Here is a 23,635-nt window from a genome sequence, read left to right on the forward strand (position 1 = left end):
GACGCTGCCCCTCGCGCCCGTGATGCCGACTCCGCAGCCGCATCGCTCTCGAGCAGACCTGGCGCACCTCCAAGCACCCGCCTAGCGAACAGCCATCCATCCGTGTCAAACCGCAATATCGGTCGAGCGCGAAATGCCCTGACGCGCCTATCTGGTGTCGCCACGCAGGACGAGACGTTTGATGACGCCACTTGAAAACTACCATGCCCGGATGCGGCGGGTGCTGGATCATATCGACCAGCATCTCGACGACGATCTGGGCCTGGAAGCGTTGAGCGGCGTTGCGGCGTTCTCGAAATTCCATTTTCACCGGCAGTTCACGTCCACCTTCGGGGTGTCCGTGCATCGCTATGTCCAGCTCGCCCGCCTGAAACGCGCTTCGTACCGGTTGGCCGAGAGCGACGCCCACAGCGTCACCGACATAGCGATGGATGCCGGCTACGACGCACCGGATGCCTTCGCCCGCGCTTTTCGGCAGCGGTTCGGACAATCGCCTTCGTCGTTCCGGAAGTCTCCCGACTGGGGGGCGTGGCTCATGGCCTTCGGGCCGCTCGACAAAGCAAGGACCACGCTCATGCAGATAATTCTTGAACCCGGCGACGTGATGATCCGGGATGTGCCGCCCACGCCGGTGGCGATCCTGGAGCATCGCGGCGATCGGGCGACGCTTCCTGACACCATCCAGCGCTTCATCGCCTGGCGAAAGGCGGCCGGCCTCTCGCCCGAGACAAGCTCGACCTTCAACATCTTCCGTTCCGAAAGGGAGCCGGCGAACCCGGCCGACTACAGCATGGACATCTGCGCCGGAACCGAGCTGCCGGTAGAGGATGGGCCGATCGAGGGCGCGCAGATGAAGGCCGGCGTGATCCCCGGCGGACGCTGCGCGGTGCTGCGCTACCCCGGCAACACCAACAATCTCGAGCCGGCAGCGCTCTACCTCTACCGCGAATGGCTTCCGGCCAGCGGCGAGGAGGCGCGCGACTTTCCGATCTATTGCCAGCGACACTTTTCGTCGAATGGACCGGTGCGCGAGGTGGTGCTTGAGCTGTTTCTGCCGCTGAAATAGCGCGGTGGGGTGGCGGCCTATCTCCGGCCCTGAGCTGGTTGAGCCGACGACCGAGTGAAATCTGATATGGCGCTCCCCACTCCGTCTCGGCTTCGCCGAGCCACCTCTACCCCCACATTCGTGGGGGAGAGGAAACCCAAGCTTTTGAAGGGCTGCGATCTCGGAGATTGGCATTTCCTCATCCCCCATGAAATGGGGGGTCCGAAGGACGGGCGAGACCCGTGGCTCGCCCCGGCAAGGTGGCTCGGCGAAGCCGAGACGGAGTGGGGGTCAGCGCCGCCATAGGCGATTGGCCCAGCGCGCGGACAAGGCGAGGCTATCCCTAAGCCTGCCCGCGCACAGCCTTCCGCAACCGCGAATGCCGTACCGGAGACGCTGCCTCGGGCCCCGGCGCTTTCTCCGCAGCTTCCCCCTCATGCAACCCCACCCGCAGCGCCGCGCCCGCCAGATGGTCGCGCATCGCGGCTTGCGCCCCTTCGGCGTCGCCGGCACGGATCGCTCTCAGGATGCGCTCATGTTCGCCGAGCGTGATGCGGGCCATGTCGTCCGACTTTTGCTGGTTGCCGGCGGCGAGAATGCTTTCGCGCACCCGCTCGGACACGAAGACCAGGAACTGGCCCATGTAGGAATTCCGCGTCGCCTCGGCGACGGTGCGGTGGAATTCGAGGTCGCTGCGCAGCCAGGCGACGCTGCCATAGGGGGCGGCGCGCATGCCGGACAGCGCATCGCCCATGGCTTTGAGATCGGCGTCGCTGCGCCGTTTTGCGGCAAGGGCCGCCGCCTGCACTTCGAGGATGCCACGCAGTTCGAACAGATTGCGAAACGAGTCGGCGCGCTGCAGCGTCTCATGGTCGATGGTCAGCACCGTCGGGTTGTTGCTCTCGACCACGAAGGCGCCGCGCCCCTGCTGCGACCAGATTCGGCCTTCCGAGCGCAGCCGCGCGATCGCCTCGCGCACCACGTTGCGGCTGACCCCGAAAGTGGTTGCCAGCGCCGCCTCGGTCGGCAGCTGGTCACCCGGCTTCAGCCGGCCTTGCGCGATCTCGCGCGAGATGGAACTGGCCACCAGAGTGGAGAGGTGTGGGCCGCGATTGACCTTGTCGAGTTTCAGCGTCATCGCTCACCTATAGTCGACGGCGGGTGCGGACGCCAGAATGCGGCCGTTGCTGAGAATGTGGCGCGGGTCGAATGCGTCCTTGATGCCGGCGGCGAGGTTGAGCGTCACCGGATCGATGCGTTCGAGGAACGCCTTCTGCTTGACCCGGCCGATGCCGTGCTCGGCGCTGATAGAGCCGCCATAGCGATCGACGACGGTGAAGATCTCGGCTTCCGCCTGCTCGAACAGATGTTCCATCGCCTCGGTGCCCATGCCTTCCGGCGGCACGACGTTGAGGTGGATGTTGCCGTCGCCGACATGGCCGTAGGTGACGGCCAGCGCGTCGGGCCGGGCTTTCTCCAAGGCGGCCAGCGCATCGGTGACGAAATCGGCAAGCCTGGAGATCGGCACCGACACATCGGTGCGCAGGTAGCGGCCTCCCCTGCCCTGCCGCTCGACCATGATCTCGCGATAAAGCCACAGCCGCTCGGCTTGCGCCCGCGTCGAAGCGATGACGCCGTCCTCGACGATGTCCTCGACGCTGCCGAGAAACCCCAGCAGCATGTTGGAGAGGTCGATCAGCCCGCCGGAGGACACCTCGATCAGCACATAGACGGGATAGGGCTGGCTGAGCGGATCGGGAAAATCCTGGCCTTCGCGCATGGTGATCTCGATGCCGCCGCGCAGGATCAGTTCGAAGGCGGTGAGCAAATCGCTGCAATCGCGCCGCGCCCTTGCATAGAGTGCCATCGCGTCCTCGACGGAGCGCAGGCCAAGCAGCGCGGTTTCGATCTGCGTCGGCTTGGGGAATAGTTTCAGCGCCGCCGCGGTGACGATGCCCAGCGTGCCCTCCGAGCCGATGAAGATCTGCTTCAGATCATAGCCGCGATTGTCCTTGCGCAGCACTTTCAGCCCGTTCCAGATGCGGCCGTCGGCCAGCACCACTTCGAGGCCAAGCACCAGATCCCGCGTCATCCCGTAGCGCAGGACGTTGAAGCCGCCGGCATTGGTGGCGACATTGCCGCCGATGCGGCAGCTGCCCTGCGCGCCGAAGGTGATCGGCAGCAGGCAGTCGCTCGCTTCAGCCTCGCGCTTGGCATCCTCGAGGATGCAGCCAGCCTCGACCACCATGGCAAAGTCGATCGGGCTGATCGAACGGATACGGTTCATGCGCTCCAGCGAGATGACGATCTCGCCGCCATCCGCCGCCACTGCGGCGCCCACGAGCCCGGTCAGGCCGCCTTGCGGCACCACCGGAATGCGCTCGGCATGGCAGAACCGCATCAGCGCCGACATCTCCTCCACCGAAGAGGGCCGCGCCACGGCCAGCGGCCGGCCGAAATGATCGCCCGACCAATCGCGGCTGTAGCGCGCCAGATCCACTTCCTCGGTCAGCAGCCCGCCATTCGGCAGCAGGCCGGCCAGGGCTGCGATCTGCGATGCGGAGGTTGGCAGGACGGCATTCATGGATTGGCTCTAGGCCCCTCGGCAAAACGACTGGACAAATACCGACGTTGTCGTGTTATCATACAACCCTGATTGAGAACATCAAGCGAGGCTTGCCGCCAAGCGTGCGATGTGGATGATCAGACCCGCAAATCACAGAATTCGGAGGACTTCCCCAATGAGCGACGCCCCGGGCTTTCGCTATATGCACACCATGATCAGGGTGCTCGACCTTGACAAGTCGATCGCCTTCTACACCGAGGTGCTCGGCATGACCCTGCTGCGCCGCGACGACTACCCCGGCGGCAAGTTCACCAACGCCTTTGTCGGCTACGGCCCCGAGGACAAGGAAGCCGTCGTCGAGCTGACGCTGAACTGGGGCCGCGAGGAGCCCTACGAGATCGGCACCGGCTTCGGCCATCTGGCGCTCGGCGTCAACGACATCTACGCCGTCTGCGCCGAACTGGAAAAGCGCGGCGCCAAGATCCCGCGCAAGCCCGGCCCGATGCAGCACGGCACCACCCACATCGCTTTCGTCGAAGACCCCGACGGCTACAAGATCGAGCTGATCGGCCTCGACACAATGTGATCCGATCGGGCCGGACCGCATCGGCCTCGCGCCGATGCGGTCCCGTCCTGTCCGCGCTTGCCTGGGAGGCGGGATCACTTGATGACCGCGATCTTGCTGCGGTCGATGGTAATGGCGACGGCAGCGATCAGCACCGCGCCGAACACCATATTTTCCAGGAAAATGTTGACGCCGACAAAGGTCATGCCGATGCGCACGATCGAGATGATCAGCGCGCCGACCGCCGTGCGGGCAACGCCGCCGAGCCCGCCGGTGATCGCCGTGCCGCCGACTATGACGGCGGCGATGGCCGGCAGCAGCAGCTGGTTGGCCAGCACCGGCGAACCGCTCGACAGCCTGGCTGCCAGCACGATGCCGGCGATGGCCGCGAGCATACCCGACGCGGCAAAGGCGATGATCTTGGTGCGGTCGACATTGATGCCCGCGGCCCACGCCGCCGGCTCGCCGGCGCCGACCGCGATCGCCTGGCGGCCGAAGCGCGTGTAGCGCAGCGCCAGAAAGGCGGCGATGCCGATCACCGCCGAAATCAGCACCACCACGGGAATGCCAGCGACAGTGGCGTTGATCCAGGCGGTGTTTTCGCGACCAGCCTCCTCGATGGTGATGGCGCGGCCATTGGAGACCCAGAGCGCCAAGCCGGTGACGACGCCGCCGGTGGCGAGCGTCGCGACGAAGGACGGCACGCGCAGCTTGACGTGGACGACGCCGCTCAACACGCCGAAGGCGAGCCCCGACAGGATCGCCACCGGGAAGGCGGCAAGGCCGAGCGAAGGCAGCAATTGCGCCAGGATGACGCTGGCCAGCGATGCCACCGCCTGGATCGACAAATCAATGCCGCCAAGCAGGATGGCGAAGGTGACGCCGGTCGCCAGGATGAACAGCACGGCGGTGTTGGCAAACAAAAGCGCCACGGTTTCGCCGGTGAGGAAGCCGGGCGCGGCGATCTCGATGATCAGCAGCAGGCCGACCAGCAGGATCAGCGGAATGGCGCCTTGCGTCCACTTGCCTTCGAAAACCTGCCTGATGGAGAACGCCTCATTCATCGGTTCACACCATTGCCCTGAGAAGATCGACCTGGTTCGGCTTGTTGCCCGGACTGGCATCGAAGCGCGCGGTGATTGCACCGTCGCGCATCACCAGCACCTGGTGCGACAGGCCGATCGTTTCCTCCAGCGTGTCGGAAATCAAAAGAATCGCCACGCCTTGCGCGGAGAGGTCGCGCACCAGCTCGTAGACCTCTTCCTTGGCGCCGACATCAAGCCCGCGCGTCGGATGGTCGAGCACCAGGATGCGCGAGCCCGCCGTCATCCAGCGCGCCAGCACCACCTTCTGCTGGTTGCCGCCGCTGAGTTTGCGGCAGGCGGCATCGGGACCGGGCGCCTTGATGCGCAGCCGCTTGATCCAGTCGGCGGCAAGCCGGCGCTCCTTGCCATAATCGATGGCGCCATGGCGCATGACGCTGGAGAGATCGGCCAGCGAAATGTTCTCCGCGATCGACAGGAACATCACCAGCCCTTCGAGCCGGCGCTCGCGCGGGACATAGCCGATGCCCTTGCGCACAGCCGGCTCCGGCGAGGAGAAGCGCACGGCATCGCCGGCGATTTTCATCTCGCCGGCATCATGCTGGACGAAGCCGCCAACGGTGCGCGTCACCTCCTCGCGGCCGGAGCCGACGACGCCGGCAATGCCGACAATCTCGCCGGCCCGGATCGAGAGATCGACGCCGTGATAGTAACCGTTGGCGCCAAGCCCCTTGGCCTCGACCATCACGATATCGCGCGGCGCGAGCTGGCGGGCCTCGCGGTAATATTCGGCCTGCAAGCCGCGCCCGACCATGATCTCGTGCAGCTCCGGCGCGGTGACTTCAGCTGCGCGGTGCTCGGCGACGACCGCGCCGTCCTTCATCGTGTAGACACGGTCGGAGATGTTGAGCACCTCGTCGAGGCGGTGCGAGACGAACACAAAACTGGCGCGGGATTTAAGCGAGCGCACCCGCGCGAACAGCACCTCGATATCAGCGGCGTTGAGCACCGAGGTCGGCTCGTCGAGCAGGATGAGCAACTGCCGCTCGACCACTTCCTCCAAGGTCAGCGCCTTGGCGAGCTCGACCATCTGGCGTGCGGCGAAGGTGAGTTCGGAGGTGCGCGCGGTGACGTCGATGTCGATGCCGATCTTGGCCAGTTGCCGCCGCGCCGCCGCGTTCATGGCGCGCCAATTGACGAGGCCGAAGCGGGTGAAGCGGTCCTCTTCGCCGAGATAGATGTTTTCGGCAACCGTCAGGTTCAGCACCAGCGACTGCTCCTGGAACACCATGCCGATGCCATGCCTGGCCGCATCACGGGCGTTGCGCATGCGCAGCTGTTCGCCATCCAGCGTGAGCGAGCCGCCATCCGGCCGGTAGCCGCCGGCCAGCACCCGCATCAGCGTCGACTTGCCGGCGCCGTTCTCGCCGATCAGCCCGACCACCTCGTTGGGCTGCACTTCGATGGAGACGTCGCGCAGCGCCTGGACGCCGGGGAAATTCTTGATGATGTTGGACGCCTGCAGCATGGCGCTCACTTGACGATTTTCAGGCGGACGCGGTCGAGCGACAGCGCCACCGCGGCGATGATCATCAGCCCCTGCACCGTCTGCTGGATGTAGGGCGAGATGCCGAGCAGGATCATGCCATTGGCAAGCACGGTGACGATCAGCACACCGATCAGCGTGTTGACGACGCCGCCCTCGCCGCCGGTCAAAGCGGTGCCGCCGACGACCACTGCGGTGACCGCTGCAAACAGCCTGCCGTCGCCGATGACGGCGTGCGACTGGCCGAGCTGTGCCGCGGCCAGCACGCCGGCAATGCCGAAGAAGAACCCTGCCAGCGCAAAAGCGGTGATGCGCACGCGCACGACATTGACGCCGGAGAGCTTGGCGACATCCTCATCACCGCCGATCGCCAATATGTGGCGGCCGAGCTTGGTGTGATACTGGATGACAGTGGCGAGCAGGAAGGCGCCGAACGCGACCCAGACCGCCACCGGCAGGCCGAGGAAACGGTGCAAGGCCAGGTCGCGGATCGAGGCGTCGTTCAGCTTGATGGCCGTGCCGCCCAGCATATAGACCGACAGGCCGAGGCCGATGAACCACATGCCGAGCGTGCCCATGAAGGACGGGATGCGCAGCATGGTCTGGACGAGACCGCTGACGAAGCCCATGGCGGTGCCGGCGGCGATGGCAGCGAGCACCGCCCACCACCCATAGTCGTTGCCGTTGCCGTCATTGGCGGCGAGCAGCACAAGCACCATTGCCGCCACCGAAAGCGTGCCTTCGACTGCAAGGTCGATGCTGCCCATCAGGATGATGAAGGTCAGCCCCATCGCCAGCGTCAGCGGCACGGCGGCGGAATTCGCAAGCCGCACCAGATTGCGCAGCTCGATGAAATTGGGGTTGGCAATGGCGATGAGTACGCAGAGTACAATCAGCACCGCCAGCGGCGCCAGGCTGCGCCAGCGCCTGCCGCCCAGGAATGTCGCGATACGGCCGGGGAACGATGTCATAGGCGTCGTCCGCTCGATGTCCGAAACGGACTTCAGGGGTTCTGTATGGATTGTCAAGAAACCGCTTCCCGTCTGCTGGTGACAGCCGTCGCGACAAGGGGATCGCGACGGCTGCGGGAGGAAGCGGGCCGCCAGGGAGTTGCAGCCCACTCCGATGGATCAGGTGCGGATTGCTCCGGTGACCCGGCCCCACAGATCGTTCCAGTCGATCTCGGGCTTCGCATCGACATTGGTCTTGTAATATTCCTCGACATTGTCGTGCGAGATCAGCACCGCCTTGCCGTAGAACTCACGGTGCTCCGCGGGCTCCTTGGTCGGGTCGAACTTGCCGATCTTGGCGTTGTAGCCGATGGCCAGACCCATGCCGCCCTGCCAGAACGGATCCGAAGTGACGGTGCAGGCGAACTCGCCGGTGCGCACCGCATCGACCGCCGTCTTGATGCCGTCGACGCCAACGATCGGCACCTTGCCGGCGAGATTTTCGGCACGCAGCGCTTCCAGAGCGCCCGAGCCCATATCGTCATTGGCCGCCCAGATGCCCTTGATGTCGTCGCCGAAGCGGGTGAGCAGATTGCCCATCAGGTCGAAGGCTTCGGTCGACTTCCAGTTGGCGACCTGGAAGTCGAGCAGCTTGATGTCCGGGTTGGCGGCGAGCGCCGCATCGAGGCCCTTCTTGCGTTCGATCGCCGCCGTGGTCGAGATCAGGCCGCCGAGTGCGACGATGCCGCCCTTGCCGCCAATGGTCTTGAACAGGATCTCGGCGATGGTCTTGCCGCTGTCGATGCCGTCGAACTCGATATGCGAGACATAGTTCGGGTTGAAATCCTTCGGGTGCAGATCCCCAGGCTTGTTCCACTGGGTCACCACATAGGCGCCGGCCTTGGCGCAGGCCTCGACGATCGGGCGCGCATCGGGCGTGTCGTTGGGATCGGAATTCAGCACCATGTTGCCGCCGGTCTTGGCCAGCATCGCCTTGATGTCGGCAATGCCCTTCTCGCTGTTGCCTTCCGAAACCAGCGTGACGTGTTCCAGCCCGGCCCATTTGGCATACGCTTCCGCGCCGGTCTTCCACACCGCGTGATAGGGGTTGGACAGCGAGCGGATCGACGTCACCAGCGTCGGCTTTTCCTGCGCGCGCAGCACGCTCGGCATCGCGAGTGCCGCCACGCCGGCGGTGGCGCCCATCATCAGCGTGCGCCGGTTGACCGCAAAATTCTTCGTGTCGTTCATACCTCGAAACCTCCCGATTGAATTCTGTTCCGCCCGGCATCTTGCGCAGGGAGCGCGGCCGGGACCTCGTGGTGAGGATCGTCAAGCTCCTCCACTTGTACGACAACCCTTCAACACGATAACCATACCCTTTCTCTTGACGTGGCACAAGCGACTTGAGATCGTCGCGCGCAAGAGGAAGGGGCGGTGATTTTCATCGCCCGCCGGAGCATGATCCCTAGAAGTGGGAACCGGTTTTCTCGGACAAATCGGGAAACCGTTTTGTCCGGAGATCATGCTCCAACAAAGAGAACCCGGGAGTGGAAATGACGGATTACATCATTGTCGGCGGCGGTTCGGCTGGCTGCATTCTGGCCGCCCGGCTGAGCGAGGACCCGGACGTGTCCGTCGTGCTGCTCGAGGCCGGTCCGCCCGACACCGACCGCTACATCCATTTGCCGGTCGGCTTCTTCAAGATGACGTCGGGGCCGCTGATCTGGGGTTATCACACCGCGCCCGGCAAGGAGATCGACGGCCGCACCATGGTCTATCCGCAGGCCCGCGTGCTGGGCGGCGGCTCCTCGATCAACGCCCAGGTGTTCACCCGCGGTTGCCCTGAGGATTATGACGGCTGGGCGACTGAGAATGGCTGTGCCGGCTGGAGCTATGCCGACGTGCTGCCCTACTTCGTCCGCTCCGAGGGCAACGACACTTTTGCCGATGCGCAGCACGGCACTGACGGCCCGCTCGGCGTCTCCAGCGGCGCGCCGCATCCGCTGACCCGCATCTTCGTCAAGGCGGCGCAGCAGGCGGGCCTTCCTTTCCGCGCCGACTTCAACGCCGGTAAGCAGGCGGGCGCCGGCTTCTACCAGACGACGACGCGCCGGGGGAAACGCTCGAGCACGGCGGTCGCCTATCTGAAGCCGGCGCTCGGCCGCAAGAATCTGACGCTACGCACCGACGCCTCCGTCAGCCGCATCGTGGTCGAGAACGGCCGCGCCATCGGTGTCGAGATCATCGTCAATGGCCGCACCGAACTGCTCCGCGCCGAGCGCGAAGTCATCGTCGCCGCCGGCGCCATCGGCTCGCCGAAATTGCTGATGCTGTCCGGCATCGGCCCGGCCGTGCATCTCGGCGAGCACGGCATCAAGGTGGTCCACGATTCCAAAAACGTCGGCCAGAATCTGCACGATCACATGGACGTCGATGTCGTCGCCGAGCTCAACGGACCGCACGGCATCGACCGTTACAAGAAGAAGCGCTGGCAAGCGGTCGCCGGTCTTGAATATGCGCTGTTCGGCAAGGGGCCGGTGGCCTCCAACATCGTCGAGGCCGGCGGCTTCTGGTGGGGCGACCGCGCGGAGAAGACGCCGGACATCCAGTTCCATTTCCTGCCCGGCGCCGGCGTTGAGGAAGGCATCGGCTCGGTTCCCGGCGGCAATGGCTGCACGCTGAACTCCTACCATGTGCGCCCGCGTTCGCGCGGCAGCGTCACGCTCAAGTCCGCGGACCTGCGCGATGCGCCCATCATCGACCCCAACCCGTTCGCCGAGCGCTATGATCTCGAACGCGCCATCGACGGCATCGAGATCAGCCGCGAAATCCTGTCGCAGCCAGCCTTCGCCAGATACATCAGCCGCGAGCATCTGCCCGGCAAGGCGATGCAGGGGCGCTCAGCACTCGAAGCCTTCGCCCGAGAACATGGCCGCAGCGCCTATCACCCAGTCGGCACCTGCCGGATGGGCGGCGATGCCGACAGCGTCGTCGATCCCGAGTTGCGCGTGCGCGGTCTGCAAGGCCTGCGTGTCTGCGACAGCTCGGTCATGCCAAGCATCGTGTCCTCCAACACCAACGCGGCCGTGGTCATGATTGCGGAGAAGGCTGCGGATCTGATTGCGGGGCGAACGCTGCCGGTGGCGTAAGCAGGACAATCGCATGTGGTGGCGCCACGCGATTGCCCTGCCTTGAGCACCTGTCGCTGAGCGCATAGCACTCGAACCGCACTAAAAACGACAGCCTCCCGCAGCGCCTTCAACCGACGCTTGCGCAACCCACCAAACGACCGGAAACCCCCGGTTGCGGGCTCGTTGCCGACGCCTGCGCGGGGATGTGAAAGCGCTTTTGCGCCAGTTCCGCGATCACACCATATGAACCGATCCAAGCTCTGCTAGCTTGTGGGCGTGGGACTTGTCCCGCTTTGGCCGGTGCTTCAGGCAACCCCATCCCAACCCCCCGCCCCCTGCGGTACCGGCCATCCCCCTCCCCCTTTTGGCAGGCTTCTCGACCTGCCATCCTCAGCCGTCCCTGCCAACTTCGAGGTCGACGACGAGGCCTGATGCGTGGCATGCAAATCAAGACCATCGGCAGCGTATCGAGGGATTTCACATCGGCTGTCTGGACGACGTCCTGGAGAGCGACAGATCGGGGTCGAGCCGCCTCAGCTCCCGGTTGATGGCCGCCAGGCGCTCCGGTTCGCCTTCCGTGTTGCAGACATTGAGAGTAACGACGCGTAAGCGCATCAGCGAACCACCGCCGCGATGCGTTCCAACGTGGTGCGCGAAACGGCTCGGCCATCGGCGCGGTTCGGCTTGCCAAATGCCGCCATGCCGCCCATACACGGCTTGAACAACCGCCCCGAGGGTCCGCGCCCATTTTGCCAAAGGATACTCTCCGATGTCTGTGACGCCGTCGCCGTGGTCAAAACCGTGACGGCTTCCCTCGCAAGCCTGGGCTGGACGGATTTCTTCGGCGACCAGCTTGAAGCCGATGAGGCAGACCTCGTGCCGACGCGCATCGCCTCGGTGCACCGCGACCGCCTGGCCGGCCTGTCCCGGGCAGGGCCAGTGGATCTGACGCTGCCGGCCAATGCCAACACCGGCGACTACGCCGTCGGCGACTGGGTGCTGGTCGAGCAGCATACACATCTGCTGCGCCGCCGGCTGACCCGCAAGACGGTGCTGGAGCGCCGTACCCAGGGCGGCAGGATCCCGCAGCTGGCCGCGGCCAATGTCGACACGCTGTTCATCGTGACGTCCTGCAATGCCGATTTCAACATCGCCCGGCTCGAGCGCTATCTGGCGCTGGCCAACCAGGCCGGAACGACGCCGGTGATCCTGCTGACCAAGGCCGACACCGCTGACGATGCCGAGAGATACCAAAGCCAGGCTGCCGCCCTTCAGCGTGGTTTGCCCGTAGTGACGCTGAACCCGCGCGTCGCCGATGCCGCAGCGGCGCTTGCTCCCTGGTGTGGCGCAGGGCAGACGGTGGCGCTGGTCGGCTCCTCCGGCGTCGGCAAATCGACGCTGGTCAACACGCTGGCCGGAGCGGCGCAGCAATCGCCGCAACAGACTGCGGGCATTCGCGAGCACGATGCCAAGGGTCGCCACACCACCACGGCGCGGTCGCTGCACCCCATTGCCGGTGGCGGCTGGGTAATCGACACGCCGGGCATGCGCACGCTGCATGTCAGCGACGTCGCATCCGGCATCGACACGCTGTTTGCCGAAATCACCGAGCTCGCACCGCTGTGCAAGTTCCGCGACTGCACCCATGTCCACGAACCGGGCTGCGCGGTGCAGGCTGCGTTGAAGGCGGGTACGCTCGACCCTGAGCGCCTTGCCCGCTGGCGCAAGCTGTCGGAGGAAAACCAGGGCAACACGCCGGTTCAGAGCGGCCCGCGCGGCAACAAATCTCCTACCGCGCGCCCGAAGCGGCGTTGAACATCCGGAAAATTCCAGCGAGAGAAATTGGAGGCCTGGCCATGTGCCGGGCCTCCGTGCTTTCACTCTCCCCGCATCGTCGCCTGGAATGTCGGCAGGTGCTTCTGCTGCGCCTCCAGCATGCGCTCGCGGTAGACGCCGTAGATGACGTCGGTGTCGTGCAGCGTCACGCCGGCAATGGTCGGCGAGGCGAAGACCGGCAGTTCGATGCCGCGCTTGGCGAGCTGCTCGGCCGTGCGCGCGATCAGCTCATGCGCCAGGATCATGGCAAGCACCGTCGATGAGCCCGACACCGGCCGGCTCCAGCCCTCGACCGGCACGATGGCGTCCTCGATCGGCGAACAGGTGTCGATGACGAGGTCGGCGGCATCCGCCAGCCGCTTGCCGGACGAGTGCGTCGCCGGTTTGTCCAGATTGTTCTTGCTGGTGACGGCGACGACGAACATGCCGCGCTTCCTGGCGTAGAGCGCGGTGTCGATGCCCGACGAGTTGCGGCCGCTATGGCCGAAGATTATGATGGAATCACCCTTGTTGAGCGGCTGGTGGTCGAGGAATTTCTCGGCGTATTTTTCCGTCCGCTCCAGCCACAACAGCTCGCGCACGCCGCCGGCGCCGAGCACATTGTGCCACATCACGCGCGGGTCGGTCAGCGGGTTGAAACCGACATAGCTGCCATAGCGCGGAAACACTTCCTGCACCGGCAGCACCGAATGGCCGGAGCCATAGAGATGCACCAGCCCGCCGCCCTCGAGGGAGTCGGCAAAGCGGCTGGCGGCCTGGCCAAAGGCCTCTTCATTGGCTTTCGCAGCCTGGTCGATGAGGGCGGCGAGACGGTGGATGTAGAGATCGGACACGTGGGTACTCCTGTTTGCTGTGTCGGTCTGGAATGGATCAGCTTCTCGGGTTCAGCGGCACGCGTCCGGCGCGCAGCGTCGAGCGGATTTCGTAGCGGTCGCCGCGCATGATCGAGACGGTGAATTCGAACGGGCCGCGCTCGTCGGTGGTGATGCGTTCGACGACGAAGGCCGGGCTGCCGACAGCGAGGTCGAGCAGTTCGGCGTCCGCCGCGCCGACCGCGCCGACCCGGTAGTTCTCCCGCGCGGCCACCGGCACGATGCCGTAATGGCGCTCCAGCGCCTCGTAGAGCGAGCCCTGCAGCAGGCCGGCATCGAGGAAGCCCGGCACGCGCACCGCCGACAGCTGCGCCGTCTGGATGCCGATCGGCTCGTTGTTGCCGAGCCGCAGCCTGCGAATGCGCACCACCGGATCGCCCTCCTCGATCTCCAGCGCGCCGGCAGCCGCCGCATTGGCGGTGGTCAGGCTGCAGTCGAGCAGGCGCGAGCCCGCGACCACGCCCATATTGCCCATCTCCTGGGTAAAGCTGGTCAGCTCGCGCGTGCCGGCGACCAGCGTGGTCGAGCGCACGAACGTGCCGCGGCCATGTTCGCGCCTGAGCAGTCCTGCCTCCTCGAGATTGCGCAAGGCGTGGCGCAGCGTGATGCGGCTGACGCCGAACAGGGCGCACAGCCTGTCCTCCGCCGGGATCTGGTCGCCCGTTGCCCATTCGCCGCTCTTGACGATGGCTCGGATCGCCTCTTCGACCTGGTACCAGAGCGGCTCCGGCCGTCTGCGGTCCGGTTGCTGAAAGCTTGCTTCGCTCATCGCACCTGCCTCCACCCTTGCCCAACGGCGCCGGCCAGCGCCGCGCCGACCAGACCGGCGCGGGGACCGAACTTTCCAGCCTTGACGTCGATGCCGCGCAGATGTGGCGGCAGTTGACGTCGCAGCGCCGCAAGCAGCGGCGGCCGGATCACATCCAGCGCCTCCGCCAAACCACCCGAAATCAGCACCGCTTGCGGATCGAGCAGCGCGACAGCGCCTGCCAGCGCGGTGCCGAGCTGTCGCGCCGGCAGTTCAAGCAAGGTGAGTGCAGCCAGCTCGCCGGCCTGGGCAGCGGCGATCAGTTGGCGGCCGTCGGCAAGGCCGATCTGGCCGGCAAGGGCATCGAGCGCCCGGCCCGACGCAACGCGCTCCAGCCAGCCGCTGCGCTCTTCACCATGATCCCTCACGTCGGCGCAGGCCCAGCCGAACGAGCAGGCGCCGCCATGCGCGCCGGCAACGATGCGGCCATTGGCCAGCACCGCCGAACCGATACCGGTGCCGATGGCGAGCAGGATCGCATCCGGCATGTTTTTCGCACTGCCTTCGACAGCCTCTCCCAGCAGCGCGATCTGTGCGTCATTGCCGAGCGCTACGCGCACTTTGGGAAACAGCGGCTGGATATCGACGCCGTCGAGGAACGGCAAGTTGGGGATCCAGCGGCAGATTGAGCCCTCGACCAGACCCGGCACCGCGATGCCAAGCGCTGAGACCGACCCGGCCTCAGTGCACAGCGCGTCGATGCGCGCAATGAAGGCATCAAGGGTTGCCGGCGCCGGCTCGCTGCCCAGCGCCTCCAACGCACCGACATCGCCCGTAGATACGGCAGCGCGCAGATTGGTGGCGCCGAGATCGATGGCGAGTACCCGCGTCATCGACCCGACCCTTTGCCGAAGGGGAGCGAGAACAGACCGCTGCCGGCATTCCACGAATGCGACGCCGCCGCGAAGGCCTGCGCATGGCGCGTGCCGCGCAGGCAGCCGCGCAGCCGGTATAGCGAACTGTAATAGTCGACATAGGGGAAGCTGCTCAGGCCGCGCGCCAGCTCATACTCCATGACCGCGTCGCGCCAGGCCTCGAACCCGTCGCTGACATCGACGAGATGCTCGGGCCGGAAGCCGTCATCGTCCTCCCAGTTCTCGCCGAACAGCAGCAGTTGCGGCGTGTGCGCCGGATGGTCGCTGGCAACGGTCGGCAGTCCGGCGAAGAAGATACCGGTCTTCGTCAAATGGGCGGCGGCGCGATGGTCCTTGTGCCAACTGCCATGCCAATGGGTGATGACGATCTCGGGTTTCAGCTCGCGAATGATGTCGCCCACTTCGAGCGCCGTCTGATCGTCTGTGGGCAGGAAGCCGTCGCGCAGGCCAAAGCCACGCATGGTGACGCCGAGCCGCTCCGCCGCGCTGCCCGCTTCCTCTTCCTTCTGCACGCAATAATGCGCGGGAACCAGGTACGGATGGCCCTGCTCACCCATGGTCAGATGCAGGAAGGTCACCGTGGCGCCGCGCTTGACGGCAGCGGCCGCCAGCGGCCCGGCCATCACCTCGGCATCGAAGGCGTGCGCGCCGACCACCAGGATGGATTTCGCCGCATAAATTCTGTCTTCGATCATTTCATGCCTCCTCCGGTGCCCACGCCTTCGCGAATCTGGCGCGCCAGCAGACAATACATGATCAGGATGGGCGCCATGGATATCGCCAGCGAGGCGAACACCAGGCCCCAGTCGGTGCGGAACTGGCCGACGAAGATGCTGATCGCCAGCGGCACCGTCTTGTAGCGGTCGTCGAAGATGAAGATCAGCGGGAAGAAGAAATCGTTCCACACCGCGATCGCGGTGAAGATGGCCACGATCGACACCGCCGGCTTGACCATCGGCAGGATGATCTGGAACAGGATGCGGACCTCGCCGGCGCCGTCCATGCGCGCGGCCTCGTCCAACTCGGAGGGCAAGACGCGCATGAAATTGGCGAAGATGAAGACGGCGAAGGGAATGCGGATCGCCGAATAGACCAGGATCAGCCCGGTCAGCGAATCCAGCAGGCCGAGATTGCGCATCAGCGTGAACAGTTCGACCGAGGCCAACCGGATGGGCAGCATGATGCCGGACAGGAACAGGCCGAGCATGATGGCATTCCAGCCAAGCTTGTAGCGGCTGAGCGGATAGGCGGCCATCGCCGAGACGACGATGGTGAGGATGACGGCGCCGCCCGTGACGATCAGGCTGTTGATGAAATTCTGGCCGAGATCGGCGCGCGTCCAGGCGTTGATGAAATTGTCGAAGGCAAAGCTTTGCGGCAGGCCGAGCCTGTTGTCGTAGATCTCGGCCGTGGTCTTGAAACAGGAGACGATGAGGATGTAGAGCGGCAACAGCACAGCCGCCGTCCATGCGATCAGCACCGTCCAGCCGGGCAGCCGCGCCAGCTGCCGTGAGATGTCTGGCCTCTGCGCAATCGCCAGCGCGCTCATAGCTGCACCGTGCGGCGGTCGAAGAAGCGCAGCATCATGAGCGTGCCGATGCTGAGGATCAAAAACAGCACGGTGCCGAGCGCCAGCGCCAGACCAATATCGGTGATGCCGACAGCGCCTTCCGCGCCGAAGGCCAGCCGGTAGAAGTAGGTCACCAGCGTGTCGGTCGAATAGCTCGGATTGCCCTGCACGCCCTGCATGACATAGACGATGTCGAACTGGTTGAAGGTGTTGATGAACGACAGCGTCGTCAGCGTGCCCAGCGCCGGCATCAGCAGCGGCAGCGCGATCGAGAACAGCATGCGCGCATTGCCGGCGCCGTCAAGTTTTGCCGCCTCGAAAATCTGGCCGGAAATCTGCCGCAGACCTGCCGTGTAGATCAGCACCGGCAGGCCCATCCAGTTCCAGGCATCGACGGCGATCAGCATGGCGAGCGCGGTGTGGCTGTTGCCGAGCACGGTCAGGCTGCCCTGGTGCAGGCCAAGCCCGTTCAGCGCCCATTCGACGACGCCGCCCGGTGCCAAAAGCAACCGCCACAGCGCGCCGACGATGACCGGGCTCAGCACCGCCGGAAAGAAGAACACCGACTGGAAGAACGCAGCACCCCTGTCGCGCAGGAACAGCAGCCAGGCGAACAAAAGCCCGATTCCGTTCTGGAATAGCATGATGCCGAAGAACCAGGCGGTGTTGTGCCACAGCGCGCCGTAGAGCCGCGCGCCGCTGGGGAAAACGAACAGCCTTGAGAAATTCGACAGGCCGGCGAACTCGACCACGCGCAGCCCCTTCCAGACGAAGAAGCTGCCCCAGAGCGACATCCCCAGGGGATAGAGGACGAACAGCGCATAGACCGCCAGCGCCGGCAGGATGAACAGCACGGCCATGCGCTGCTGCGTGCGGCGAAGGCTGCTGGTGCGGCGAAGGGTGCTCATGCGCTTTTCTGGTCCGTGAGTGACCGGCCGCTTTTGCGACCGGCCGCGCCTACTGCTTCGGCTTGAACCAGGTGGCGACCGCGGCCTGCATGTCGGCCGCCAGCTTCTCCGGCGCGATGTTGCCTTCGACCATGTCGATGATCTCCGACTGCAGCACCGAAGACGCCGTCGGCGACTGCCAGCGGAAGCCGACCAGCGTCAGATAGGGCGTCGAATTCTTCGCCATCTCCATCATCGAGGCCAGCACTGGATCCTTCACCGTCACATCCGTGCGGGCCGGCGGCCAGCCGAGCTCGTCGGCGAACATCTGCGCGAACTCTGCCGAAGCCATGAAGCCCAGCACCTTGGTCGCGGCTTCCTTGTTCTGGCTCTCGGAGACTAGGCCATAGGAGCCGTCGGAGAAGGCCGAGGTGTAGAGTTTTGCCCCGGCATCGTCCGCGGGGAACGGGAAGATCGAGAACTTCAGCTTCGGGTTCTGCGCCTTGAAGCTGCCGTTCTCGAACGAACCGCCGAGGAACATCGCCGCCTTGCCGCCGATGAACTGCTGCGTGGCGGTGGTGTAGTCGATGCCGGCGAAGCCGTCGGGGAAATACGGCTTCAGCTCGGCGAAGCGCTTCAGCCCCGCCACATAGAGCGGATCCTGGAAGGTCGCCTTGCCGCTCATCATCTCGTCGTAGAAATCAGGACCATAGATGGTCGGGCCGACCACGCCGACGGCGATCTCCAGCTCCCAGGCCGAGCCGTTGGCGCCGCCGGTGGCGATCGGCGTGATGCCGGCCGCCTTCAGCTTCTCGCAGACAGCGGTGAAATCCTTGTAGGTCTTGGGGATCTCGATGCCCTGGGCGGTGAAAATATCCTGGTTGTAGAAGACGCCCATCATCGGCACCGAATAGGGCACGCCATAGAGCTTGCCGTCGCTGCGGCCGCGCGCGCCGCCAAGCGCCGCGTCCTCCATATTCTTCAGCTCCGGCACGCTGTCGTCCAGCGCGTCGAGATAGCCGGCCTCGACGAAGGGCTGCAATTCGCCATAGGCCTTGAGCTGCGCGATGTCGGGCCCGCGCCCGCCGCGCAGCGCCGTGCTCAGCCGGTTCTGGTAGTCGGCATCCGGCGTGAACTGAATGGCGACCTTGATGCCGGGATTCTTCGCCTCGAAGGCATCGAAGATGCGGCGCATCGCCGCCTCGTCCTCGGTGCGCCAGCTCCACAGCGTCACCGTGCTGTCGGCGGCTCGCGCCGGCAATGAGGCAAAGACGCCGGCGCAGGCGGCGGCAAGGCCGCCGATCAGCCTAAGCGCTGCGCGCCGGTGAAGTGAAAGCATGCTCATTGCCAGTCTCCCATTGTTCTCTGTCCTTGGCGTCCCGCGGCATTTCCTGCCGTGAGAGAGTCATTGGCTCGGGAAAAGTCATTATAACGACATAGCGGTATTCGCAAGAGGTCTGCTGCGCCTCAGGAATGGCGGCGTTGGCCCCCTCACGACATTGCAGTACCTGCATCCGTTTGTTACCCAACGATAAATATCCACATTCCAGCGCCGCAAAGAAATCTGTGACCGTACCATGTGAGACTTTTTCGCCAGCAAGCCCTTGCGTCGCCGCGCTGACTTGTCATAACCTCATGTGAACCGATAGGGAGGATGAGGAATGTCGTTTGCCTGGACGTCGAAACTGGCACTGGCCGCAGGCCTCGCCATCCTGCCCGCCACGGCCTGGGCGCAATCGGTCAACATCTCCTATCTCACCCACTGGTCGCCGGAGACGGTCGCGCTGCTGGAAGCGGCGGCCAAGGATTATGCCAAGACCAATCCGGATGTCAGCGTCACCGTGCGCGCCGTCCCCTTCGGCGACCTCCTGACCACGCTGCGCTCGCAAGGCGGCGGCGCGGACGGTCCGACGATCGGCGGCATCTACGATCTCTGGTTGCCGGAACTGGCGCGCGACAAGCTGGTCGCGCCCGCTCCCGATGCGGTGGCCAGCGAGGTCAAGGCCGCCTGGCCGGCGGGCGTCACCAGCGCCGCCTCGGTCGGCGGCACGCTCTACGGCATCCCCAACGAAATCGACGTCTATGCGCTGAACTATAACAAGGCGCTGTTCAAGCAGGCCGGCATCGCGGCGCCACCCAAGACCTGGGACGAGTTCAAGGACGCGGCCAAGAAGCTGACCAACAAGGATGCGGGACGGCAAGGGTTCGGCATGATCAATTCCTGGGCCGCCGGCGTCGTCCACCCCTTCGCCTCGCTGCTGGTCTCCAATGGCGGCGACCTGGTCAAGGACGGCAAGCCGGTGCTGGACAGCCCGCAGGCCACCGAGACTTTCCAGCTCTATGAAGACCTGATCAAGTCGGGCGCCAGCGTGCCTTCGATGGCGACAGCCGACGCCAACACCACCGGCCCCTTCCTCGACAATTTCGTCTCCGGCAAGACCGGCATGATCATCATGGCCAATTGGTGGGAGAGCGCGCTGAAGGCCGGCATGGGCGACAAGTTCGCCGACATTGCAACGGCGCCGATTCCCGTCGGCCCGAGCGGCGACAAGCCGCATTCGATATCCTACTCCTGGATGACCGTGGTCAACGCCAATGCAGGTGCCGCCGAGCAGAAGGCGGCGTGGGACTTCCTCGCCTGGCTGAACAATCCAAAGTCCGGCAAGAACGGCGCTTCCGCGATGTCGGATATCCTGTTGTCGATGGGCATCCTGCCCTCACGCCTCTCCGACATCGAGGCGCACAAGGACAAGCTCGGCTCGGAATTCCTCTCCGGCTATGTCAGCGTGCTCACCGATGCCAAGCCGTTCCCTGTCGTGCCCGGCGGCCAGGAATTCTCGGAATCGCTGCAGCAGACGCTCGAGGCGTTGCAGTATGGCCAGGTCTCAGCCAAGGATGCGCAGGCGACGGCGCAGGCCGACGCCATTTCGATCCTGGAGCGCGCCGCCAAATAATGATTCAGAGGTACCGTGCCTCGGCGGGCATCATGCTGGCGCCCGCCGTGACGCTGATCGGCATCTTCGTCCTGTTGCCGATGCTGCTCACCGTCTGGCTGTCGTTCCAGGACTGGTCGACGCAGACACCGTTTTCCAGCGCCGGCTTCGTCGGCCTCGACAATTTCCGCGAGATTTTTGGGGTCTCCTCGGTCGGCCGCGATTTCAAGGCCGCGCTCGTCAACACAGCCGTCTACACCGCGCTCTCCGTCGTCCTCATCCTGCCTCTGTCGGTGGCCTTCGGCCTGATGGTTTACCAGCGCGACGTCGCCGGCGACACGGCGCTGCGCACGGTGCTGTTTGCCACCTACATGGTGCCGATGATCGCTGTCGCGCTGGTGTGGTCGAAACTCTATTCGCCGAGCGAAGGCCCTCTCAACCAGATGCTCGGCCTTATCGGCATCGGCCCGCAGCCTTTCCTGTCGTCGCCGCGCACGGCGCTGATCTCGATCGTCTTCCTCAATGTCTGGCAGCAGGTCGGCTATTTCACCGTGCTGGCGATCGCCGGACTGACGCAAATCCCCGGCAGCCTGTATGAAGCAGCAAAGCTCGACGGCGCCAACCGTTTCGAGCAGTTCCGCTTCATCACCCTGCCGCTGATACGGCGCACGCTGCTGTTCAGCGCCGTCATCGCCATCATCAACGCTGTGCAGGTGTTCGAGCCGGTTGCCCTGATCACGCAGGGCGGGCCGGTCGGCTCGACCAATGTGCTCACCTACCACATCCGCCGCGTCGGCATCGAGCGTGCGCAGGGTGGACTGGGTTCGGCCATGGCGGTCATGCTGATGCTGTCGCTGATTGTCGTCGTCTGCGCGCTGTTTGCCTTCGCCAACCGGAAGAACGACGAATGAGCGCGGGATCGTCGAGCCGGCTGTCGCGCCGGCGCCCGTCCGGCCACAAGGCGCTGCTGGCGACGCTGATGCTGCTGGTCGCCGTTGCCTCGGCCTTCCCGCTGGTGTGGATGGTGCTGTCGAGCCTCAAGACGCCGGCCGAGAGCATGCAGGTGCCGCCGGTATGGATCCCCCTTACGCCGAGCCTCGACGCCTATGAGAAGGTGTCGGGCGTGGTCAATGTCGGCCGCTCGATGTGGAATTCTCTGGTCATCGCCTCGATCACCACCGCCGGCATCCTGCTGACCAGCATGATGGCCGGCTACGCATTCGCCAAATACCACTTCCCCGCCAAGTCGCTGCTGTTTTCTGTGCTGATCGCCACCATGTTCCTGCCGCCGATCGTGACGTTGATCCCGCTCTATCGCCTGGTCGGCTCGATCGGCCTCAACGCCAGCCTCGCCGGCATCATCGTGCCCAATCTCGCCAACGCCTTCGGCATCTTCCTGATGCGCCAGTTCATCTCCGGCGTGCCCGACGACCTGATCGACGCCGCGCGCATGGACGGCGCCTCGGAGTTCTTGATCCTCTACAAGATCGTGGCGCCGAGCGTCGCTCCCGCAATCGCGGCTCTGGCCCTCTTCGCCTTCGTCTACCACTGGAACAGCTATCTCTGGCCGCTGACCGTGCTGCAGGGCAATGCCGACGCCTATCCGATCGTCATCAGCCTGAGCCGCCTGCTCAGCTACAACAGAGGTGCGGTCAACACCGGCCTGGTGATGGCCGGCGCGACGCTGGCCGTGCTGCCGCCGCTTATCCTGTTCGTCTTCCTGCAGCGCTTCTTCGTCGATTCCATCGTCGGCTCGGCCATCAAGGGATAGCTCGCCTCACCCGAACCGTGCCGCCGTCCAAGCCCCACCCGCAGCATTCGACTCCACCGCCGCCGCCACAAACTTCACCCCGCGCGCGCCATCGACGACATCGGGCACCTGTGCCGCGCGCGCCGGATCAACCGACCCGCCCGAACGGTGCGCGCGAATGATGTCGGCGGCGTCGCGGTAGAAATTGGCGAAGGCCTCGATATATCCCTCCGGATGCGCCGCCGGCATGCGCGACACGCGCTGGCTCTCAGTGGTCGAGCCATGGCCGCCGCGCACCAGCGTGCGGGTCTCCTCGCCGTAGATGGAGAAGCGCAGTTCTTCCGGCCGGCCGCCCGACCATTCGAGCCCGGCTTTGTCGCCATAGATGCGCACCGAGAGATCATTGTAGTGGCCGGGCGAGGTCTGGCTGGCGAGGATCGTGCCGCGCGCCCCGCCCGTCCAGTGCACCAGCACATGCGCATTGTCGTCGAGCCGGCGTCTGGGGACGGCGGTGAACAGATCGGCCGACACCGCCTCGGCCTCACAGCCGGAGATATAGCTTGCCAGGTTGAAGGCATGCACGCCGATATCGGCCAGCACCGCCGACTGCCCGGCGCGCGCCGGATCGGTGCGCCACTCCGCCTGCTTCTGGCCCTCGGCGTCGATCGGCTTGGTCAGCCAGTCCTGGATGTAGGCGCCATGCACGGACACGATGCGGCCAAGCGCGCCCGCCGCCACCATCTCGCGCGCCTGGCGGACCATGGCGTAGCCGGTGTTGTTGAGCGTGACGACGAAGCGTCGCTTTTTCTCCCGCGCCAGCGCCACCAATGCTTCTGCGTCGGCCAGCGTCGTCGACAGCGGCTTGTCGCAGATCACGTCGATGCCGGCCTCGAGAAAGGCCGTGGCGATCGGCGCGTGCAGATGGTTGGGCGTGACGATGACCACCGCCTCGATGCCGTCCGGCCGCGCCGCTTCGGCTCGTGCCATGGCGCGATAATCGGCATAGCTGCGCTCGGGCGCGATGCCGATCACGGCGGCCGATGCGGCGGCGTTTTCCGGGTCCGACGACAGCGCGCCGGCGACCAGCACGATCTGGTCGTCGAGGCGCATGGCGAGCCGATGCACCGCGCCGATGAAAGCGTTGCGGCCGCCGCCGACCATGCCGACCCGCAGCCGCTTGCCCGCCGATCCGTCCGATGTTGCGTAGACCATGTTTCCTCCTGGGAAGACAGTTTTGCCGTCGTCGAGTTCTGTC

The 23,635-nt window shown here is 65.3% G+C and carries 22 protein-coding genes; 7 read left to right on the top strand and 15 right to left on the bottom strand.

Translation table 11 applies throughout. The features are described 5' to 3' along the window. The first annotated feature begins 181 nt into the window (after positions 1-181). The gene (locus NKJ58_RS15505; protein ID WP_031192922.1) at positions 182-1,066 is read left to right on the top strand and encodes an AraC family transcriptional regulator; all 885 of its coding nucleotides are present in this window, start codon (positions 182-184) and stop codon (positions 1,064-1,066) included. Positions 1,067-1,388: 322 nt separating this feature from the next. Here the strand turns inward: NKJ58_RS15505 and NKJ58_RS15510 are convergent, their stop codons facing one another. Both NKJ58_RS15510 and NKJ58_RS15515 read right to left on the bottom strand, forming a co-directional pair. Next, positions 1,389-2,183, bottom strand: coding sequence for a FadR/GntR family transcriptional regulator (locus NKJ58_RS15510; RefSeq protein ID WP_023714083.1), 795 nt, complete (start codon positions 2,181-2,183; stop codon positions 1,389-1,391). A gap of 3 nt (positions 2,184-2,186) precedes the next feature. Continuing rightward, complete coding sequence (locus tag NKJ58_RS15515) at positions 2,187-3,629, bottom strand: FAD-binding oxidoreductase (protein WP_023714084.1); 1,443 nt, start codon at positions 3,627-3,629, stop codon at positions 2,187-2,189. Between the two features lie 157 nt (positions 3,630-3,786). Between NKJ58_RS15515 and gloA the strand changes: the two genes are divergently transcribed. Continuing rightward, positions 3,787-4,197, top strand: coding sequence for a lactoylglutathione lyase (gloA, locus tag NKJ58_RS15520; RefSeq protein ID WP_019856614.1), 411 nt, complete (start codon positions 3,787-3,789; stop codon positions 4,195-4,197). A gap of 74 nt (positions 4,198-4,271) precedes the next feature. Here the strand turns inward: gloA and NKJ58_RS15525 are convergent, their stop codons facing one another. The 4 genes from NKJ58_RS15525 to NKJ58_RS15540 form a co-directional block, all read right to left on the bottom strand. After that, positions 4,272-5,240, bottom strand: a complete 969-nt coding sequence (locus tag NKJ58_RS15525; protein ID WP_023751370.1) for an ABC transporter permease — start codon at positions 5,238-5,240, stop codon at positions 4,272-4,274. 4 nt (positions 5,241-5,244) lie between these two features. Beyond that, positions 5,245-6,747 carry a sugar ABC transporter ATP-binding protein gene (locus NKJ58_RS15530; protein ID WP_023751371.1) on the bottom strand — a complete coding sequence of 501 codons (1,503 nt, stop codon included), beginning with the start codon at positions 6,745-6,747 and terminating at the stop codon, positions 5,245-5,247. Between the two features lie 5 nt (positions 6,748-6,752). Continuing rightward, the gene (locus NKJ58_RS15535; protein ID WP_023700938.1) at positions 6,753-7,736 is read right to left on the bottom strand and encodes an ABC transporter permease; all 984 of its coding nucleotides are present in this window, start codon (positions 7,734-7,736) and stop codon (positions 6,753-6,755) included. Between the two features lie 159 nt (positions 7,737-7,895). Next, positions 7,896-8,966, bottom strand: a complete 1,071-nt coding sequence (locus NKJ58_RS15540) for a sugar ABC transporter substrate-binding protein (protein ID WP_023728492.1) — start codon at positions 8,964-8,966, stop codon at positions 7,896-7,898. Between the two features lie 305 nt (positions 8,967-9,271). Here NKJ58_RS15540 and NKJ58_RS15545 point away from each other — a divergent pair, with 305 nt between their 5' ends. Beyond that, positions 9,272-10,867: a GMC family oxidoreductase gene (locus NKJ58_RS15545; protein ID WP_023747074.1), complete on the top strand. Its 1,596-nt coding sequence runs from the start codon at positions 9,272-9,274 to the stop codon at positions 10,865-10,867. 459 nt (positions 10,868-11,326) lie between these two features. On the opposite strand, the gene NKJ58_RS15550 is transcribed toward NKJ58_RS15545, so the two are convergent. After that, positions 11,327-11,464: an endonuclease/exonuclease/phosphatase family protein gene (locus NKJ58_RS15550; RefSeq protein WP_023691904.1), complete on the bottom strand. Its 138-nt coding sequence runs from the start codon at positions 11,462-11,464 to the stop codon at positions 11,327-11,329. A gap of 174 nt (positions 11,465-11,638) precedes the next feature. Here NKJ58_RS15550 and rsgA point away from each other — a divergent pair, with 174 nt between their 5' ends. Then, positions 11,639-12,664 carry a ribosome small subunit-dependent GTPase A gene (gene rsgA, locus NKJ58_RS15555; protein WP_502896331.1) on the top strand — a complete coding sequence of 342 codons (1,026 nt, stop codon included), beginning with the start codon at positions 11,639-11,641 and terminating at the stop codon, positions 12,662-12,664. A 62-nt stretch (positions 12,665-12,726) separates the two neighbouring features. Here the strand turns inward: rsgA and NKJ58_RS15560 are convergent, their stop codons facing one another. Genes NKJ58_RS15560 through NKJ58_RS15590 form a run of 7 tightly spaced genes read right to left on the bottom strand, consistent with a single transcriptional unit; the run spans position 12,727 to position 19,042 of the window. After that, entirely contained in the window at positions 12,727-13,518 is a 792-nt protein-coding gene (locus tag NKJ58_RS15560; protein ID WP_023691906.1) for a sugar isomerase domain-containing protein, read from the bottom strand. Between the two features lie 37 nt (positions 13,519-13,555). Continuing rightward, a complete protein-coding gene (locus NKJ58_RS15565; protein WP_023683130.1) occupies positions 13,556-14,326 on the bottom strand; it encodes a GntR family transcriptional regulator in 771 nt (256 codons plus the stop codon). Continuing rightward, entirely contained in the window at positions 14,323-15,198 is an 876-nt protein-coding gene (locus tag NKJ58_RS15570) for an ROK family protein (protein ID WP_023691907.1), read from the bottom strand. The genes NKJ58_RS15565 and NKJ58_RS15570 overlap by 4 nt, the downstream gene beginning before the upstream one ends. Then, positions 15,195-15,935, bottom strand: coding sequence for a PIG-L deacetylase family protein (locus tag NKJ58_RS15575; protein ID WP_031195993.1), 741 nt, complete (start codon positions 15,933-15,935; stop codon positions 15,195-15,197). Before NKJ58_RS15575 ends, NKJ58_RS15570 begins: the two co-directional genes overlap by 4 nt. Further along, positions 15,932-16,789: a carbohydrate ABC transporter permease gene (locus NKJ58_RS15580; RefSeq protein WP_352518423.1), complete on the bottom strand. Its 858-nt coding sequence runs from the start codon at positions 16,787-16,789 to the stop codon at positions 15,932-15,934. Before NKJ58_RS15580 ends, NKJ58_RS15575 begins: the two co-directional genes overlap by 4 nt. Further along, positions 16,786-17,718, bottom strand: a complete 933-nt coding sequence (locus NKJ58_RS15585) for a carbohydrate ABC transporter permease (RefSeq protein ID WP_352518424.1) — start codon at positions 17,716-17,718, stop codon at positions 16,786-16,788. Before NKJ58_RS15585 ends, NKJ58_RS15580 begins: the two co-directional genes overlap by 4 nt. A gap of 49 nt (positions 17,719-17,767) precedes the next feature. Beyond that, a complete protein-coding gene (locus NKJ58_RS15590) occupies positions 17,768-19,042 on the bottom strand; it encodes an extracellular solute-binding protein (protein ID WP_352853431.1) in 1,275 nt (424 codons plus the stop codon). 316 nt (positions 19,043-19,358) lie between these two features. Here NKJ58_RS15590 and NKJ58_RS15595 point away from each other — a divergent pair, with 316 nt between their 5' ends. From NKJ58_RS15595 to NKJ58_RS15605, 3 genes are read left to right on the top strand one after another with little or no spacing between them, the layout of a single operon-like run. Next, a complete protein-coding gene (locus NKJ58_RS15595) occupies positions 19,359-20,651 on the top strand; it encodes an ABC transporter substrate-binding protein (protein WP_352518426.1) in 1,293 nt (430 codons plus the stop codon). After that, on the top strand, positions 20,651-21,541 hold the full coding sequence (locus NKJ58_RS15600) for a carbohydrate ABC transporter permease (RefSeq protein ID WP_023824600.1): 891 nt from the start codon (positions 20,651-20,653) through the stop codon (positions 21,539-21,541). Before NKJ58_RS15595 ends, NKJ58_RS15600 begins: the two co-directional genes overlap by 1 nt. After that, complete coding sequence (locus tag NKJ58_RS15605; RefSeq protein WP_031199640.1) at positions 21,538-22,401, top strand: carbohydrate ABC transporter permease; 864 nt, start codon at positions 21,538-21,540, stop codon at positions 22,399-22,401. The genes NKJ58_RS15600 and NKJ58_RS15605 overlap by 4 nt, the downstream gene beginning before the upstream one ends. Positions 22,402-22,407: 6 nt before the next feature. Here NKJ58_RS15605 and NKJ58_RS15610 read toward each other — a convergent pair whose 3' ends face one another. After that, positions 22,408-23,592 (bottom strand): Gfo/Idh/MocA family protein, encoded by a 1,185-nt coding sequence (locus NKJ58_RS15610; protein ID WP_023737575.1) that lies wholly within the window; start codon positions 23,590-23,592, stop codon positions 22,408-22,410. Positions 23,593-23,635 lie beyond the last annotated feature (43 nt).

The sequence above is a fragment of the Mesorhizobium sp. M0139 genome (genome assembly GCF_040322455.1).
Taxonomy (GTDB): Bacteria; Pseudomonadota; Alphaproteobacteria; order Rhizobiales; family Rhizobiaceae; genus Mesorhizobium.

Excerpts from the sequence above, each read along its gene's own strand:
- NKJ58_RS15505 (WP_031192922.1), top strand. The coding sequence starts at position 182 with ATGACGCCACTTGAAAACTACCATGCCCGGATGCGGCGGGTGCTGGAT.
- NKJ58_RS15585 (WP_352518424.1), bottom strand. The coding sequence starts at position 17,718 with ATGAGCACCCTTCGCCGCACCAGCAGCCTTCGCCGCACGCAGCAGCGC.
- NKJ58_RS15535 (WP_023700938.1), bottom strand. The coding sequence starts at position 7,736 with ATGACATCGTTCCCCGGCCGTATCGCGACATTCCTGGGCGGCAGGCGC.
- NKJ58_RS15575 (WP_031195993.1), bottom strand. The coding sequence starts at position 15,935 with ATGATCGAAGACAGAATTTATGCGGCGAAATCCATCCTGGTGGTCGGC.
- NKJ58_RS15550 (WP_023691904.1), bottom strand. The coding sequence starts at position 11,464 with ATGCGCTTACGCGTCGTTACTCTCAATGTCTGCAACACGGAAGGCGAA.
- NKJ58_RS15570 (WP_023691907.1), bottom strand. The coding sequence starts at position 15,198 with ATGACGCGGGTACTCGCCATCGATCTCGGCGCCACCAATCTGCGCGCT.
- NKJ58_RS15590 (WP_352853431.1), bottom strand. The coding sequence starts at position 19,042 with ATGAGCATGCTTTCACTTCACCGGCGCGCAGCGCTTAGGCTGATCGGC.
- NKJ58_RS15580 (WP_352518423.1), bottom strand. The coding sequence starts at position 16,789 with ATGAGCGCGCTGGCGATTGCGCAGAGGCCAGACATCTCACGGCAGCTG.
- NKJ58_RS15605 (WP_031199640.1), top strand. The coding sequence starts at position 21,538 with ATGAGCGCGGGATCGTCGAGCCGGCTGTCGCGCCGGCGCCCGTCCGGC.
- NKJ58_RS15595 (WP_352518426.1), top strand. The coding sequence starts at position 19,359 with ATGTCGTTTGCCTGGACGTCGAAACTGGCACTGGCCGCAGGCCTCGCC.
- NKJ58_RS15545 (WP_023747074.1), top strand. The coding sequence starts at position 9,272 with ATGACGGATTACATCATTGTCGGCGGCGGTTCGGCTGGCTGCATTCTG.
- NKJ58_RS15515 (WP_023714084.1), bottom strand. The coding sequence starts at position 3,629 with ATGAATGCCGTCCTGCCAACCTCCGCATCGCAGATCGCAGCCCTGGCC.
- NKJ58_RS15530 (WP_023751371.1), bottom strand. The coding sequence starts at position 6,747 with ATGCTGCAGGCGTCCAACATCATCAAGAATTTCCCCGGCGTCCAGGCG.
- gloA (WP_019856614.1), top strand. The coding sequence starts at position 3,787 with ATGAGCGACGCCCCGGGCTTTCGCTATATGCACACCATGATCAGGGTG.
- NKJ58_RS15565 (WP_023683130.1), bottom strand. The coding sequence starts at position 14,326 with ATGAGCGAAGCAAGCTTTCAGCAACCGGACCGCAGACGGCCGGAGCCG.
- NKJ58_RS15610 (WP_023737575.1), bottom strand. The coding sequence starts at position 23,592 with ATGGTCTACGCAACATCGGACGGATCGGCGGGCAAGCGGCTGCGGGTC.
- NKJ58_RS15600 (WP_023824600.1), top strand. The coding sequence starts at position 20,651 with ATGATTCAGAGGTACCGTGCCTCGGCGGGCATCATGCTGGCGCCCGCC.
- NKJ58_RS15525 (WP_023751370.1), bottom strand. The coding sequence starts at position 5,240 with ATGAATGAGGCGTTCTCCATCAGGCAGGTTTTCGAAGGCAAGTGGACG.
- NKJ58_RS15540 (WP_023728492.1), bottom strand. The coding sequence starts at position 8,966 with ATGAACGACACGAAGAATTTTGCGGTCAACCGGCGCACGCTGATGATG.
- NKJ58_RS15510 (WP_023714083.1), bottom strand. The coding sequence starts at position 2,183 with ATGACGCTGAAACTCGACAAGGTCAATCGCGGCCCACACCTCTCCACT.